Origin of the sequence: Vibrio sp. MA40-2, from assembly GCF_047302445.1 — a bacterium.
Classification (GTDB): domain Bacteria; phylum Pseudomonadota; class Gammaproteobacteria; order Enterobacterales; family Vibrionaceae; genus Vibrio.
In genome coordinates, this window is record NZ_CP178628.1 from 1,099,868 (window position 1) to 1,115,025 (window position 15,158).

15 protein-coding genes are annotated in these 15,158 nt (G+C 39.7%); 9 read left to right on the forward strand and 6 right to left on the reverse strand.

All coding sequences use genetic code 11. The features are described from left to right. Positions 1-29: 29 nt before the first annotated feature. Positions 30-470 (forward strand): hypothetical protein, encoded by a 441-nt coding sequence (locus tag ACLKML_RS12715; RefSeq protein WP_413285616.1) that lies wholly within the window; start codon positions 30-32, stop codon positions 468-470. Between the two features lie 99 nt (positions 471-569). Here ACLKML_RS12715 and rsd read toward each other — a convergent pair whose 3' ends face one another. Next, the gene (gene rsd / locus ACLKML_RS12720; protein ID WP_413285617.1) at positions 570-1,064 is read right to left on the reverse strand and encodes a sigma D regulator; all 495 of its coding nucleotides are present in this window, start codon (positions 1,062-1,064) and stop codon (positions 570-572) included. 178 nt (positions 1,065-1,242) lie between these two features. On the opposite strand from rsd, the gene nudC reads away from it, so the two are divergent. Further along, positions 1,243-2,031: an NAD(+) diphosphatase gene (gene nudC / locus ACLKML_RS12725; RefSeq protein WP_413285618.1), complete on the forward strand. Its 789-nt coding sequence runs from the start codon at positions 1,243-1,245 to the stop codon at positions 2,029-2,031. 248 nt (positions 2,032-2,279) lie between these two features. Beyond that, on the forward strand, positions 2,280-3,347 hold the full coding sequence (hemE, locus tag ACLKML_RS12730) for a uroporphyrinogen decarboxylase (protein WP_413285619.1): 1,068 nt from the start codon (positions 2,280-2,282) through the stop codon (positions 3,345-3,347). 87 nt (positions 3,348-3,434) lie between these two features. On the opposite strand, the gene ACLKML_RS12735 is transcribed toward hemE, so the two are convergent. Further along, positions 3,435-4,361: a D-2-hydroxyacid dehydrogenase gene (locus tag ACLKML_RS12735; protein WP_413285620.1), complete on the reverse strand. Its 927-nt coding sequence runs from the start codon at positions 4,359-4,361 to the stop codon at positions 3,435-3,437. A gap of 69 nt (positions 4,362-4,430) precedes the next feature. Between ACLKML_RS12735 and ACLKML_RS12740 the strand changes: the two genes are divergently transcribed. Beyond that, a complete protein-coding gene (locus tag ACLKML_RS12740) occupies positions 4,431-5,018 on the forward strand; it encodes a YjaG family protein (RefSeq protein WP_413285621.1) in 588 nt (195 codons plus the stop codon). A 36-nt stretch (positions 5,019-5,054) separates the two neighbouring features. On the opposite strand, the gene ACLKML_RS12745 is transcribed toward ACLKML_RS12740, so the two are convergent. Next, the gene (locus ACLKML_RS12745; protein ID WP_413285622.1) at positions 5,055-6,113 is read right to left on the reverse strand and encodes a CNNM domain-containing protein; all 1,059 of its coding nucleotides are present in this window, start codon (positions 6,111-6,113) and stop codon (positions 5,055-5,057) included. Between the two features lie 267 nt (positions 6,114-6,380). Between ACLKML_RS12745 and hupA the strand changes: the two genes are divergently transcribed. Together hupA and ACLKML_RS12755 are read left to right on the forward strand one after the other, a co-directional pair. Continuing rightward, positions 6,381-6,653: a nucleoid-associated protein HU-alpha gene (gene hupA, locus ACLKML_RS12750; RefSeq protein WP_413285623.1), complete on the forward strand. Its 273-nt coding sequence runs from the start codon at positions 6,381-6,383 to the stop codon at positions 6,651-6,653. A 45-nt stretch (positions 6,654-6,698) separates the two neighbouring features. Beyond that, positions 6,699-7,394, forward strand: a complete 696-nt coding sequence (locus ACLKML_RS12755; RefSeq protein WP_413285624.1) for a DUF1481 domain-containing protein — start codon at positions 6,699-6,701, stop codon at positions 7,392-7,394. A 125-nt stretch (positions 7,395-7,519) separates the two neighbouring features. Here the strand turns inward: ACLKML_RS12755 and purD are convergent, their stop codons facing one another. Beyond that, on the reverse strand, positions 7,520-8,830 hold the full coding sequence (purD, locus tag ACLKML_RS12760; protein WP_413285625.1) for a phosphoribosylamine--glycine ligase: 1,311 nt from the start codon (positions 8,828-8,830) through the stop codon (positions 7,520-7,522). Between the two features lie 121 nt (positions 8,831-8,951). Next, complete coding sequence (gene purH / locus ACLKML_RS12765; protein ID WP_413285626.1) at positions 8,952-10,559, reverse strand: bifunctional phosphoribosylaminoimidazolecarboxamide formyltransferase/IMP cyclohydrolase; 1,608 nt, start codon at positions 10,557-10,559, stop codon at positions 8,952-8,954. 193 nt (positions 10,560-10,752) lie between these two features. On the opposite strand from purH, the gene zntR reads away from it, so the two are divergent. Then, on the forward strand, positions 10,753-11,151 hold the full coding sequence (gene zntR, locus ACLKML_RS12770) for a Zn(2+)-responsive transcriptional regulator (RefSeq protein ID WP_413285627.1): 399 nt from the start codon (positions 10,753-10,755) through the stop codon (positions 11,149-11,151). A gap of 54 nt (positions 11,152-11,205) precedes the next feature. On the opposite strand, the gene glcF is transcribed toward zntR, so the two are convergent. Beyond that, positions 11,206-12,492, reverse strand: a complete 1,287-nt coding sequence (gene glcF / locus ACLKML_RS12775; protein WP_413285628.1) for a glycolate oxidase subunit GlcF — start codon at positions 12,490-12,492, stop codon at positions 11,206-11,208. Between the two features lie 182 nt (positions 12,493-12,674). On the opposite strand from glcF, the gene ACLKML_RS12780 reads away from it, so the two are divergent. After that, positions 12,675-14,075 (forward strand): FAD-binding oxidoreductase, encoded by a 1,401-nt coding sequence (locus tag ACLKML_RS12780; protein ID WP_413285629.1) that lies wholly within the window; start codon positions 12,675-12,677, stop codon positions 14,073-14,075. A 143-nt stretch (positions 14,076-14,218) separates the two neighbouring features. Continuing rightward, positions 14,219-15,145: a hypothetical protein gene (locus tag ACLKML_RS12785; protein WP_413285630.1), complete on the forward strand. Its 927-nt coding sequence runs from the start codon at positions 14,219-14,221 to the stop codon at positions 15,143-15,145. Positions 15,146-15,158: the final 13 nt, after the last annotated feature.

A 15,158-nucleotide genomic window follows, 5' to 3' on the forward strand; every position in this document is an offset into this window, starting at 1 on the left:
TTCAATGGAGCGTTGAAAGTAAATTGCCTATGAATATATTAATCAAGTGGGTATTGATAGTTGTCGCAAACTCGATATACGCGTTTAACGTTGCAGTGAACTCGGGAGAATTTGTTGTATCAGGTATAATATTAGGGATTGCGACCTGGATTATTATTTACGTTTTATTAGACACTTATCTTGCTAAGAACGGTTATGTCAAGCTGAGCAAACAGCTGACTATTAGTACATGCCTTCGAATACCGTTACAGTTATTTTCTATTATCGATTTTTATGCGGGATTTGCTGCTATTAATACTGTGGAGCTGATTTTTCCGTGGGTAAGTTCTGCATTAGTTGGAACATACTTGGGGACAGTATGTACCGGTTTTTATCTTAGCCTTGTATGCGGAATCATATTGCTGTTTGTTCATTTAGTTGCTTGGTTAGCAGAAAGGGCAAGTAAAAATAACGAGACAGGTAAAATATGATATTACCTGAAGATAAAAGTAGAGATGGGCATTTGAATTGCCTCCGTTCTCTACTCAATTCGACTTTAGGTTTAAGTATACTAAAATATTATGATTAGTTTACGCGCCTGGTGGGACTGATAAACTATCGGCAATTAATTGAATAAGGTTATCTTCCACTTCAAACCTCGTTTCAATAATTTCACCAATTAACGACAAATCACTATCAAAATCATCCAGAGTATCGTCTCTGCCTACATCTGCATATTTGTCGGTAAAGTTGAGCAGAGGGTCGGTGGTCAGAATTATCTTCCCATATGTTTGGTTGATCTCATCGGTTGGAGAGAAGCCGGTAGATTTCCATTTATCCATAACCATTTCATAAATTTTGAAATGACCTTCAGAGATATAATCTACTAAGTGTTGGCTAAATTGTTGTAACTCTTGAGGAGTAGGAAGTCGTTCTACTGCTTTCTTGTTCAAATTTGGGCTTAGTGCTGCAAGGTGACAATATTCGACAATAACTACTTGTCGTGTATCGAGCCAATGATCAATAACCTCGCTTGATCCACCCCACTGTTCTTGTACTTTTTTAAACTTATTTAACATGACCATGTCCCTCATGATCAGATTGCGCTCATTGCGACAATCGACAATCCCATTACAGGGGCGTATAAAATTATTATCTATTTGATACCAAAAGCAATATGTACTTCTATTGCATAGAAACTAATTCTGGTATGAATTTAGATTGCCAGTAAAATAAGTTAACTTCAAGTGACGAGGTCAAAGGATGTTAAAAAATAGTGTTAAAGATAACGAACTTGGCGCCTACTGGATAGTCGTAAGTGCCAGTTCACTTTGGTTAGTGGATGACCAAATCCCATTTGGTGATGCGAAGGATTTTAACTTACCAGAAGAAAAAGCGATTTGTATCGGCAAATATGATAATTGCAACGTTATGTGGCTTAATGAGGCGGATGTTGATCAACCACTAGAAATGTCATCTCTTAGAGAACATCTACTGATGCCGCAAGCGTTATTCTTATTGGCCAGTAAGGCTATTCAATATGGTCATATGACTCAAACACAACGATTTTGTGCTCAGTGTGGTGGACGAAATTTTCTAAATCATAATGAAATTGCAATGCAATGTGGAGAGTGTCGTAAAATACATTATCCGCGAATTTTTCCTTGTATCATCGTGGCAGTAAGAAACAAAGATAAGATCTTATTGGCTCAGCACCCACAACACAAAGGCGGAATGTATACAGTCATTGCTGGTTTCTTAGAAGTAGGTGAAACCTTAGAGCAATGCGTTGCCAGAGAAGTAAAAGAAGAAACCGGACTAAACATTAACAACATTCGTTACTTTGACAGCCAACCATGGGCTTTTCCTACTAATATGATGGTTGGATTTTTAGCCGACTACGAATCAGGAGATATTCAGCCTGATTATTCTGAGCTTGCGGATGTAAAATGGTTTACACCAGAACAAATACCACCGATAGCACCTAAAGGCACCATTGCGCGTGCGTTAATAGATAAAACCATCGACAATATAAAACAGAAAAAAGCATAAAAAAAACCCTCCGTAAACGGAGGGGGTAAGTAAGATGTCGTTATGAGATATCTAGGTATTTAATTACCTAAGTTTATTATAGTTTTCGCTAGCGATAGATTTGTAGCATGCCGGTTAGTGAGACGCAAAAGAATTAGCGGTTAAAAACTTGAGAACATGATCTAGGGCTCAAAGCTTGTGTCGCAGCTTGCTCTAACAATGTTAGAATAAGCGTTTGGAAAACTTAAAGTTCAAATTGGAAATGCAAAATGACCGAATTAAAAAATGATCGCTATTTACGCGCTCTATTAAAACAACCTGTAGATTACACCCCTGTCTGGATGATGCGTCAAGCCGGGCGTTATCTACCGGAATATAAAGAAACGCGTGCTCAAGCGGGCGATTTTATGTCACTTTGTCGAAATGCTGAATTGGCTTCTGAAGTAACACTTCAACCTTTGCGCCGTTTTCCTCTAGATGCAGCTATTTTGTTTTCTGATATTTTAACCATTCCAGATGCGATGGGGTTAGGCTTGCACTTTGATACAGGTGAAGGGCCAAAATTTGAACGCCCTATTACATGTAAAGCAGATGTAGATAAAATCGGTAATCCTGATCCTGAAGGCGAACTTCAGTATGTAATGAATGCAGTACGTCAGATACGTAAAGATTTGCAAGGGCAAGTGCCTCTTATTGGTTTTTCTGGAAGCCCATGGACGTTAGCCACCTATATGGTTGAAGGTGGTACCTCTAAAGCGTTCACCAAAATTAAAAAAATGATGTATGCAGAGCCAGCAACACTGCATTTATTATTGGATAAATTAGCGGACAGTGTCATCGATTATCTCAATGCTCAAATTAAAGCCGGTGCTCAATCGGTTATGGTATTTGATACTTGGGGTGGTGTTCTCACACCTAGAGATTACAACTTGTTTTCTTTGCAATATATGCAAAAAATCGTTGATGGATTGATTCGTGAAAATGATGGCCGTCGTGTCCCTGTTACCCTATTCACTAAAAATGGTGGAATGTGGTTAGAACAAATAGCCGCTACAGGTTGTGATGCCGTTGGGTTAGATTGGACAATTGATATTGAAAATGCCAAAGCGCGTGTAGGAGATAAGGTTGCCTTACAAGGTAATATGGACCCATCAATACTTTATGCATCTGCACCACGTATAGAAGACGAAGTTTCTACTATCTTGAAAGGGTTTGGTGATGAAGGCACTGGTCATGTATTTAATTTAGGCCACGGGATTCATCTGGATGTCCCACCAGAGAATGCCGGTGTATTTGTAGACGCCGTTCATAAATTATCTAAGCCTTACCATAAATAATATTAGTAACGGTTGCGATGACAAATCGTCTATGTAATGTAGTAAAGCACTAATGGAAAATCATTAGTGCTTTTTAATGTTAAAGGGTTAATAACCTTTATCAAAATCAACTCGATTATCTAATTGGAATCCATCACGCCATTTTAGATAATTGTCGCAGAATATCTCAAAGACTTGCTCTGGAAAACTGTCTGCGGCGATATGTGGAGTAATCGTTACTTTGGCGTTATGCCAATAAGAGCATTGTTCTGAAATTGGTTCGTTAGCGAAAACATCTAAAAAAGCATGCGATATATTATCTCCTTCCAAAGCCTCTATAAGTGCAGCTGTGTTAACGGAATTGCCTCTACCTACGTTGAAAAATAAAGCATTACGGCAATGAGAAAAAAAGGTCTGGTCAAACATGTTTTTTGTCTGTGTTGTCCCAGGCAAAGTAGACACAATGATGTCAGCATCGGCTAAATATAAGTCCAATTGCTCAAAGTGGGCCGTTTGATCAAAAGCCGATTCTTTAGGCGGAATGCCGCTACGATTAATTCCTATCGAATGTAAATTAAGTACTGCTGCGGTTTTTGCTAAGTAATTACCAATTGCACCCGTGCCTAAAATTAATAATTTTTTTCCCGCCAAAGTGCTATACGCGTGTGGTTGCCAGCATTTTTGCTGTTGCTGCTGCCGATAGAGATTAAAATGACGAAAATACTCTATGCAATAGCCAAGAACATATTCAGAAATTTGTTGGCCAAATATACCTTTCACATTAGTTAGCTGGTAATTTTGTCGTAAATTTGGATGCATTAAAGGATCGACACCTGCATAAGTAGACTGAACCCATTTCATATGAGGAAATGTATCAATACAGTCAGCTAACATAGGAGGAGCGGCAAGCACAATATCAGCATTAGTGTTTTTTTCAGTAATGATTAAATCTGGTAAATTGGCCTTTTCAAATAGCTCAAGATAAACGCTATCACTTTTGGTTAAAATTCGTAGTTTGTTGTTGAAATTATCCATCTGTTTTCTTTTTTCCCTTTGCTTAATCGAGTACACTGCAGCTGATTATTTTTAAACCATAGAGCGGTTATGTTACAGAATCCACTTCAAGTACGCCTAGAAAAGTTCGAGCCTTGGCAGCAAATTACCTTCATGGCTTGTTTATGTGAACGCATGTACCCCAATTATGTCGTGTTCTGTGAGAATACAGAATTTGCCGAAGCGCGTATATATCGAGATATTCTCGATAGTGTTTGGGAATTGATGACGGTTAAAACTGCAAAAATTAACTTTGAGCGCCAGTTAGAAAAATTAGAAGTGCTTATTCCAGATTCAGAAGATTTTGATTTTTATGCGGTTTACCCTGCAATTGATGCTTGTAAAGCTCTATCTACGTTACTGCATGGCTTGTTGGATCGAGACTATCTATTTGAAAATATGCTGTCAGTTAGCGAAATATCTGTCACGACGGTCAGTCAATTAGAAGAAGCACAGGGTAGTGAGCCCATCACCAATGACAATCAAAAAGACAACCCAGCGGTTTGTACCGAATGGGATGTTCAATGGGCTATTTATCGACCGCTTATTGAAGCAGAAAGGCGAGATATAGAGTTAATCAAAGATTTACGCCAAGAAATTAAAGAGGAAGGCATTAGTAATATTGGCCTTGCACTTTAAGTTACTCCAGGAATAGTGATTAAGTTATTATTTAACTTAATCACTATCATCACGGCTGACTTTTACGTCATGCATCTTCTTCCATGTTTCCCACCGTTGATAAGCTAACTCTTGCATGTTAGTGGTTCGGTCTGCTTCATCAATGATTTGTTCTCCTAAAAGATGCTCGAAGATATCCTCCAGTGTCACAATGCCTTGAATAGTGCCATATTCATCGACGACTAAAATTAATTGAAGGCGTTGAGCCAACATATGATCAAAGGCTTTAGGTAGTGCAGTATTGTTTAGTAATACGTTGATCGGGCGCATTATCGCGCCTAGTTGCCTTTCTCCATGGCCTAATTGTTGTAGTTTGTATAGTTCAAGTCGGTGAATAAACCCAAGCACGTTATCTTTTTGTTGGCTATAGATTAGCGGTCGAGAAAAGGGAATATCTTTATACTGATCTATAAATTCATTAATTGTTAATTCTGCTTTTACTCTGAAAACAACTGGCCGAGGTGTCATTATTTTAGTAATTGGAACATCACGTAGAGAAAGTAGGTTATCTAGTATTTTTGATTCTCCTTCATTAAACTCGCCTCGTTCTCTTGCTAGCATGGCCATAGCAGAGATTTCATCACGTAATTTTGGCGGAGCATGGCCATGAGCAAGGCGCTTGGTAATTTGCTCTGATAACCAAACAAAAGGCGTCAGAGCCCAAACCATCCATTCCAATATGTTGGCTGCCAATGGCGCGAGTTGTCGCCAGTAGGTTGCTCCTATCGTTTTTGGCACAATCTCTGAAAGCAGTAAAATCCCTAGGGTCAATAATGCAGAAAAAAGACCTAACCACTGATTGCCAAATACCGTAGCAGCTTGAGCTCCAGCTCCAGCAGCGCCAATAGTATGAGCAATGGTGTTTAAGGTTAAAATTGAAGCTAAAGGTCGGTCTATATTCTCTTTTAGTTGACTTAGTTTGAGTGCAGATGGGTGATTTTTTTGCCTCAGTTGTGCTAAGTAACTAGAGGTAATACTTAACAGTATTGCTTCCAATACCGAGCAAACAAATGAAACACCAATCGCAATAGCGATATATATCGTCAGTAAGAGCATAAAATTTTCTTGGGTTTCCTGTGTAAATTATCAATAAATATTGGTCAATATAGCTGATATTATAGTCCTTACGTCTTGTATTTATTAACGTTAGTGCTATTTTTTAGAGGGTTACAATATAAAAAACTGTATCAATTTGTGAGTTATTGCCCATATTCTGGTTAAAAATTTAGCTTTTAAAGAAAACTTCACCTACAAACCTTTGCCAGACGGGGCCTTTATGCATTACAGTGGAATCAATTTGATAACAAATGAGAAGGGAAACCTATGAACAAGACCCAATTAATCGACTTTATCGCTGAAAAAGCGGATCTATCTAAAGCACAAGCAAAATCTGCTCTTGAAGCAACTCTTACTAGTGTAACTGAAACACTAAAAGAGGGTGACCAAGTCCAACTAATTGGTTTCGGTACATTCAAAGTGAATCACCGTGCAGCACGTACTGGCCGTAATCCAAAAACCGGCGAAGAGATTCAAATTTCAGCCGCTAATGTTCCTGCATTTGTTGCTGGTAAAGCACTGAAAGATTCAGTCAAATAATTAAGGTCGACACCGAACAAATTACTGTTCGGTGTCATTCCCATTATGAAAAAATGTATTTTAGCTATACTCACCAGTTCTTTTATTGTTGGCTGTTCCTCAGGCTCAATAGAGAATAATAGCCAACGTTTTACCACTTTTACTGGCGGACAAACGGCAGGCGATTCAACCAGTTTTTATTGGTATACCCAGCGATTAGATATGCCTTATTCAGCGACAGATGTGGTTACGTCCGGAGATTATGGTTGGTATCAGTCTAACTATCGCTGGAGAGAAAATCGCGTTAAAGAAATCGTTCGCGAAGGAATAACTCTTCAAGCATCTAATGAACTAGTGCCATTTAAGGTACATTTGCGTTTTAACCAAGATGGAGAGGCGGTTTACCAACAATACAGGCTTGATGGTAAGGTGCTTCCTTTTACTCCTAAACAGATTACCCAACTAAAAAATGAAGCGGTATCAGTGAAGATATCCACCGAAGTTGGGAGTAAAAATGGTGTTAAATTAATACAAGGCTATTGGGATGGTGAGCAATTTACCGATTGCTCCGATAATAAATACGATAAAATTGAATTTAATCAGACATTACCTAGTTTTGTGGTCGACCGTTTAGCAAGCCTAGATAGTTATGCTGCTTTTACCGGATCTAGCTTTTCAGGGAAATTAGTCGTGACAGATTTATTAATGCTTGATGATGATGATCATGAGTGCGTGACGCCGCCTATTCTTATAGAAGAGTAATTAAACGCTTATATTTTTTAGAAGAAAATAAAAATCTAGAGAAGATAAATAAAGCATCAGCTAAACCTGACTAACAAAATCCATAAAAAAAGCGCCTGAGCGCTTTTTTTATGGAAGGAAAGAAATTATTTTTTATTCTCTCTTTCTATTGCTCTGTAGCCGATATCATTGCGATGGAACATGCCATTCCAGCTGACTTGTTTTGCAAGCTTATAAGCACGTTCTTGAGCTTCTGACACAGTATTGCCAAGTGCAGTGGCACAAAGTACACGCCCACCGCTAGTGACTATTTTACCGTCTTTTTCACTGGTGCCAGCATGGAAGATTTTTTCTTCTATCATGCTCTCTTTATCGTTTAGTTGCTCACTATCCGGAAGCCCCGAAATAACCTCACCTTTTTGGTAGTCAGCTGGGTAGCCTCCTGCTGCTAAAACGACGCCAATAGATGCGCGAGGATCCCAATAAGACTCAGCATTTTCTAGGTTTTCGTCAATGGCATCTAAACAAAGGTCAACCAGGTCAGATTCCATACGCATCATGATAGGTTGCGTTTCTGGATCACCAAAGCGACAATTATATTCAATCACTTTTGGTGTACCATCAGCACTAATCATTAATCCCGCATACAGGAAGCCTGTATAAGGGTGCCCTTCTGCATCCATACCACGAACTGTTGGATAAATGACTTCTTGTAGAATACGTTCATGTATTTCTGGTGTAACCACAGGCGCAGGAGAGTAAGCTCCCATACCGCCAGTATTCGGGCCGGTATCTTTATCGCCAACACGTTTATGATCTTGGCTGGTGGCCATTGGTAACACACTCTTACCATCAACCATAACAATAAAGCTGGCCTCTTCACCTTCTAGAAATTCTTCAATAACAACACGGCTGCCTGCATCACCAAAGGCATTACCAGCCAGCATATCTTTAATGGCCTCTTCCGCTTCTTCAAGCGTCATTGCCACAATTACCCCTTTACCCGCAGCGAGTCCATCTGCTTTTATAACTATTGGCGCGCCTTTTTCTCTAACATAGGCAATAGCAGGATCAATTTCAGTAAAATTAGCGTACCAACCCGTTGGAATATCATGACGAGCTAGGAAATCTTTAGTGAATGCTTTTGAACCTTCTAACTGTGCTGCGGCTTTGGTGGGACCAAAAATAGGCAGCTTTGCTTCTCTAAAAGCATCTACCACACCAAGTACTAGCGGTACTTCCGGGCCAACGATAGTGAGTTCTATCGATTTTTCTTTAGCAAAAGCGACTAAAGCATCGATATCTTCTACTGCAATAGCAACATTCGACAACTTGGGTTCAAGTGCGGTACCTGCATTACCCGGAGCCACGTAAACTGTCTCAACACCAGGGTTTTGTGCCGCTTTCCAACCTAGTGCATGTTCACGACCACCCGCACCGATAATCAATACATTCATTTTTACATCCTTAATTATTCCCTGTTCACAAAAGGGAGCAACTATTAGCTAATTTGACCTTAGAGTTCAGGTTGATCTCTAGGGCTATGTATCATTTTTGATGATTAACAATTTATAGCGATTAGTGACGGAAGTGACGCATTCCGGTAAATATCATCGCCATGCCATGCTCGTCAGCTGCTTCGATAACTTCGTTATCTCGCATAGATCCGCCAGGCTGAATAACACATTTGATACCAGCTTCAGCCGCCGCATCAATGCCATCACGGAACGGGAAGAAAGCATCAGACGCCATTACACTTCCGGCAACTTCTAAACCTTCATCTGCCGCCTTAATACCAGCAATTTTTGCAGAGTAAACTCGGCTCATTTGACCAGCACCAACACCAATGGTCATATCACCTTTTGCATAAACAATTGCATTGGATTTCACGTACTTGGCGACTTTCCAACAGAATAAAGCATCTTTTAATTCTGCTTCTGTTGGCTGACGTTTAGAAACAACGGTTAGATCATCTAGCGAAACCATTCCTTGATCGCGATCTTGCACTAACAGACCACCATTGACACGCTTAACATCAAAACCAGTTGTTTTTGTTGTCCATTCGCCACACTCAAGTAAACGAAGGTTTTTCTTAGTTGCAACAATTTCAATTGCTTCAGCTGATACACTTGGAGCAATAATCACCTCAACAAATTGACGCTCAACAATCGCTTTTGCAGTTTCTGCATCTAACTCTTGGTTAAACGCAATAATACCGCCAAAGGCAGACGTTGGATCAGTCTGATAAGCGCGGTTATAAGCTTCAAGAATGTCTTTGCCAAGTGCCACACCACAAGGGTTCGCATGTTTAACAATAACACAAGCTGGTTCTACAAACTCTTTTACGCATTCCAGTGCCGAATCAGTATCGGCGATATTATTGTAAGACAGAGCCTTACCTTGGATTTGTCGCGCAGTAGAAACAGAAGCTTCTTCAGGCTTGCTTTCAACGTAAAATGCGGCCGCTTGATGGCTGTTTTCGCCATAACGCATATCTTGTTTTTTCTCGAACTGCTGGTTGAAAGTACGAGGAAACTTGCTTTTGTTTTCAGGGGAAGGTTGGTCGTCTTGGTTATTATCACCATAAGAAGGAACCATGGTGCCAAAGTAATTGGCGATCATGCCATCATATGCGGCAGTGTGCTCAAATGCAGCAATGGCGAGATCAAAACGAGTGTCCAATGTTAATGATTTTTCATTCGCATCCATTTCTGAAATAACGCGAGAATAATCAGATGCATTAACAACAATAGCAACGTCTTTATGGTTTTTGGCTGCACTACGTACCATCGTTGGGCCACCAATATCGATGTTTTCTACTGCATCAGCTAATGTACAACCTTCTTTGGCCACTGTTTCAGCAAAAGGGTAAAGGTTAACAACCACCATATCGATAGGGTCGATACCGTGTTGTGCCATAACAGCATCATCTTGACCACGACGGCCAAGAACACCGCCATGAACTTTAGGGTGAAGCGTTTTTACACGGCCGTCCATCATTTCAGGAAAACCTGTATAATCAGAAACTTCAGTTACTGAAATGCCTTGTTCTGCAAGTAAGCGAGCAGTGCCTCCAGTAGATAAAATATCGACACCATGGTCAGAAAGAGCTTGAGCGAACTCAACAATACCAGTTTTGTCTGATACGCTAATTAGGGCACGACGGATTGGGCGGGCGTTATTCATTGCTTCCATTTTCCTCGAATTCACAGAGTGATTGATTAAGAGATATGTTTGTAACGATTGCAGCGATAATACTTGCTGATTTTATGGCGCGTATTCTACCCAATTTGTACTTAAAATGCTCGCGCAATCGATTGGCTTCACAAAAATAATTAAATTGGTCGGTTTTTAAGATAAAACGAAGGAAAAAAATAGTATGTATTTGATTGGTGAATTGGCAAAAAAAAGTGGAGTGACAACGGATACGCTTCGATTTTATGAGAAAAATGGGCTTATTAATCCCACTTCACGCAGTGAATCCGGTTATCGCTTGTATTCGGAAACCAGTCTTGAACAAGTTCGCTTTGTTTTAAATTCGAAACAACTTGGTTTGAGTTTAGATGAGATTAAAGAACTTTTGGATATTCGTTTAGAAGCCACGCTACACAGTTGTGCAGAAGTAAAAAACATCACTTCCGCCAAACTGGAATTGATCGATGAAAAAATTCGAGAGTTGAGCAAAATTCGCAGCGCGCTAAAGAAGATAAATGATGCATGCTGCGGACAAAGTGAAAAAGATGCCAGCCACTGTTCAATATTAGAAGCGTTAAAATAATGTATTGGATTATGCATTATCAAATATTGATAATATTATTTACGCAGCGGTAACTTAAAAAATTGAGTTTTCGCTTAACATGCGTTCAATATGTTCTATCCAATGTGTCACAGGGAGATTAGATTTTGAAGCAATATGAGACTGGCAACTAGCATTAGAGGTTAAGATTTTAGTTGGAGAATTGAAATTTAAAGCTGTAATTTTGTTTTTCAATAATTTTTGGCTCATTGTTGTTTGCAGAATAGAATAGGTGCCACCGGCGCCACAGCATATATGGTTATCTTCTGTCTTAACTATTGTTACCCCTAACTTGGTTAATAGTTCTTCTGGGATTTGGTGTTTTTCTAACCCATTTCTTAATGAACATGGAGAATGGAGTGCTACTTTATGTTCGTTTTTTGAAACGACGAAATTAGCAAGATCTTCTTCAAGTAGTATTTCGCCAATGTTCTTTACCAGTGAGCTGATCTTGCGTGCTTTTTTAGAATATTCTAGATCATCGGCTAAGTATTTCCCGTACTCTGTAAGCATAAGCTCGCAGGATGAAGAGAGTGATAGAATAGCTTCGGCACCATTGTTGATCCCTTGCCATTTTTCGATCTCTTGTAACCATGCATCTATATTGTTTTTCATTAACTGTTTCGCTTTTTCAAGGTGACCTAAACTCAAATGGATAGCTCCACAGCAGCCCACTTTTTGGGCTTTCTTTACAGAAATACCTAGTCGATTAAGAACATTTATTGCTGCAATATTGGTGTTTGGAGTAATTGATGGTTGTGCGCATCCCTCTAGCAGTAAAACAAATCTCTTTTTTTTGCTATTTCTTTTTGTTAATGATTTTTCTTTCGATGGGATTTTTTCTGACATCGAGCGTGGTAATAACGGGTTTAATAGTCTTGCTGTAGTTAAAGCCAGAGCAAAACGATTTTTATAGGGAAGTACTTTCTGAAGAAGCCAACGAACGATTTTCTCTTGCAAAGGCCTTGGGTACTCTTTGCCTATTAATGTTCTAGCGATAGTTATTAAGTGGCCAAATTCAATATTTGCGGGGCAGGTTGTCTGGCAACTTCTACAAGTAATGCACAAATCTAACAGGTTTCTTTCTTTTAACGATAAACGTTTACCTTCCAGAAACGCTCTGATCAAATAAATTCGTCCTCTTGGGCCAGAGTGTTGATCACTCAATTCAATAAATGTTGGGCAGGTACCATTGCAAAACCCTCTATGAGCGCATTTCTTAATAATCGAGCTTGCTGATTTTGCCAGTTCCGAGCTTTTATATTTAGGGTCTAAGTCAGTCAACATATTCGATAGTGTCCATTTTTGGCTTTGATTTTTCATTTGTCGTCATAGATAGCGTGTTTAACTGGTAAATAGAGTCAGTTCTCGTTTTTTAATTTCTATATTGACAATAACGTCCAATCGATCAATAGTCAATTTATTGATTGCTCCGTAATTGGAGTTTTGTTAATGGCTCGCATTACAACTTTCTTTGTATGCGCCAATTCTAGAGAAAGGAAATTATGTCTAGTTATCAAAATATAGTAATTGAACTCAAGAAAGTGCTTGGTGAGCACAAAGTCTCTACGGCGAAAAAAGATCTTGAAGCAAGCAGTCATGATACATGGCCGTTGATGACCAAACTTAACTTGCTTGATCAACATCCCAATATGGCTGATATCGTTGTCAGAGCCGAAAGCGATGATGATATTTGTAAGGTATTAGATATCGCTAATAGAGAAAAAATCCCTACTACGGTTCGTGCTTTAGCTTCTTCTGTAACAGGGCAACCTTTACCAACTAAAGGTGGGATAGTTTTAGATATCTCTGAAATTCCAAGTGGCTTTACGGTAAATGAAGCAAATATGACGGTTACAGCGACTTGTAGTTTCAATGGTGGTGATCTTGAAGATTTACTTCAGAAACAAGGGTGGACACTAGGTCATTCCCCTCAATCGTTATATCGTTCAACGGTTGGAGGTTGGTTGGCTACTTTGGCGACAGGTCAATTTTCATCTTTGTATGGTGGTATTGAAGATTTGGTGGTTGGGTATGATGTTATTCTCGCTACTGGTGAAAAAATGCCACTACGAGCTAACCCAAGAGCAGCTATGGGGCCTGACTTACGACAAATTTTCTTAGGCTCTGAAGGAACGCTTGGGGTTATCACCTCAGTAACATTGAAAGTATTTCCAATTCAAGAAGCTGAATCTCTTATGACCTATGCAGTGCCAACAGTAATGGATGGCTTGGCGATGATGCGTGAAATAGCTGCGGCTAATCTTAAGCCATTTCTTGTTCGACTTTACGATACAGAAGAGGCTAAGCATGCAATGCAAGACACATTATTTGCGACCCCAGTTATTTTTCTTGGTAGTAGAGGGTTAACTCCTATGGTCGAGGCGGAACAAAATGTGCTAAATCACATAGTAGTGAAGCATGGAGGTCAGGCTATTGGAGCCAAAGGAGTTCAAGGGTGGATGGATAGACGTTATGACTTTTCAACAGTTGAAAACTTGTTAGCAACCAAAGGTGGGTTTGGTGAAACCATCGAGATTGCGCATAACTGGGACTCAATTCATGACCTGTGGAAAGATCTGAAACAAGCACTAGATCCTCTTGCTGATGAAGTGATTTCTCATTTTTCACATATATACACTCAGGGCACTTCAATGTACGTGATACTGCTTGGCGCAGAAGAAGACAACGAAAAATGTGTTGAGACATTGAGGGCAATCTGGAAGACAACTATGGAGATATGTTTAGAGCACGGTGCTGAGCTTTCTCATCATCATGGCGGTGGTCTTGCTCGTTCACCTTACAGCCGACGTTCAATAGGGGACTCCCACCTTATTCTTCGAAAACTAAAACAAGCGTTAGATCCAAATGCAATTTTGAACCCTGGAAAGTTGGGACTTGATTAAAAATTAAATATATTTGGTAGATACCTACGTCTACCAGATATATACATCAGTGGTTTGCGACTTTACACAAATAATAACGAGTTGGTATTCAGCCACAATTTTATAACGTGAAAAAGGACAAAATGATGGAAGGTTTTTTCAATATGAGCCTCATAGGAATAATCGGGTCTGCTGCTGGTGGCTTTTTAGGTGCAGCTTTTGGTGGTTTGGTCGCCTTCGTTTTTGCAGGAATCGCTATTTTAATTGGAATCGCTATTTTAATCGGAAGTAGCGATGCTAGCTTTTTAAACTTAATTGGATTAGGCCCATTCTTTGGACCGCATATTTCATTTGCTGGAGGTGTTGCCGCAGCCGCTTATGCTGCTAAAAAAGGTTGGTTAGATAATGGAAGAGATATTGTAACTCCGCTAGTGAGCTTAAGTCAGCCAAGCGTACTATTAGTTGGTGCTGGATTTGGTGTGTTTGGATATGTGTGCCAATCTGTTATCGCTTCTATAGATGGAGTTGGAGAAAATACCGATTCAGTTGCTTTAACCGTTGTAATTTCTGCGGTTGTAGTACGTTTAATTTATAGCAAATGCGGTATTGTAGGCCAACACTGTGATGGTAAAAAAGGCATGGATAAATATACGCCTTGTGGAAGTCACTCTTGGTTATTGTATCAAGATTCTTTTGTTATGACGGCATTGTTGGGTGTATTTATTGGTGCAATGTCATCGTGGGCTTCCTTTGAATTACTGCGTGCTTATCCTAATGCTCCTGGTGTCATTCTTTTAGGGTTTGCAATTTCAGCGACATCGTTGCTATTTCTTTCTGTGAATATCCTAGTTCCAGTAACTCATCACATTACCTTAGTGAGTGCCGTCGCTGTATCGTTGTTCATAGAGATTATTGATAGTGATGCGATGGTTGTTATGGTGGGATCTCTAGCTGGTTTGGTTGCTGCCATTGTTGGTCAAGCCTTTGCACGGTTTTGGCTGATTCGCGGCGATACGCATATCGATCCACCCGCGAGTGCTATCTGGCCAGTAACTTCTGGGCTAATTTTTGTCTCGACTGTTTTTCAATAAACTACAAAAGTAA

What these genes read in the sequence shown, in the direction of transcription:
- ACLKML_RS12715 (WP_413285616.1), top strand. Translation starts at nt 30, where the DNA reads ATGAATATATTAATCAAGTGGGTATTGATAGTTGTCGCAAACTCGATA.
- rsd (WP_413285617.1), bottom strand. Translation starts at nt 1,064, where the DNA reads ATGGTCATGTTAAATAAGTTTAAAAAAGTACAAGAACAGTGGGGTGGA.
- nudC (WP_413285618.1), top strand. Translation starts at nt 1,243, where the DNA reads ATGTTAAAAAATAGTGTTAAAGATAACGAACTTGGCGCCTACTGGATA.
- hemE (WP_413285619.1), top strand. Translation starts at nt 2,280, where the DNA reads ATGACCGAATTAAAAAATGATCGCTATTTACGCGCTCTATTAAAACAA.
- ACLKML_RS12735 (WP_413285620.1), bottom strand. Translation starts at nt 4,361, where the DNA reads ATGGATAATTTCAACAACAAACTACGAATTTTAACCAAAAGTGATAGC.
- ACLKML_RS12740 (WP_413285621.1), top strand. Translation starts at nt 4,431, where the DNA reads ATGTTACAGAATCCACTTCAAGTACGCCTAGAAAAGTTCGAGCCTTGG.
- ACLKML_RS12745 (WP_413285622.1), bottom strand. Translation starts at nt 6,113, where the DNA reads ATGCTCTTACTGACGATATATATCGCTATTGCGATTGGTGTTTCATTT.
- hupA (WP_413285623.1), top strand. Translation starts at nt 6,381, where the DNA reads ATGAACAAGACCCAATTAATCGACTTTATCGCTGAAAAAGCGGATCTA.
- ACLKML_RS12755 (WP_413285624.1), top strand. Translation starts at nt 6,699, where the DNA reads ATGAAAAAATGTATTTTAGCTATACTCACCAGTTCTTTTATTGTTGGC.
- purD (WP_413285625.1), bottom strand. Translation starts at nt 8,830, where the DNA reads ATGAATGTATTGATTATCGGTGCGGGTGGTCGTGAACATGCACTAGGT.
- purH (WP_413285626.1), bottom strand. Translation starts at nt 10,559, where the DNA reads ATGAATAACGCCCGCCCAATCCGTCGTGCCCTAATTAGCGTATCAGAC.
- zntR (WP_413285627.1), top strand. Translation starts at nt 10,753, where the DNA reads ATGTATTTGATTGGTGAATTGGCAAAAAAAAGTGGAGTGACAACGGAT.
- glcF (WP_413285628.1), bottom strand. Translation starts at nt 12,492, where the DNA reads ATGAAAAATCAAAGCCAAAAATGGACACTATCGAATATGTTGACTGAC.
- ACLKML_RS12780 (WP_413285629.1), top strand. Translation starts at nt 12,675, where the DNA reads ATGTCTAGTTATCAAAATATAGTAATTGAACTCAAGAAAGTGCTTGGT.
- ACLKML_RS12785 (WP_413285630.1), top strand. Translation starts at nt 14,219, where the DNA reads ATGAGCCTCATAGGAATAATCGGGTCTGCTGCTGGTGGCTTTTTAGGT.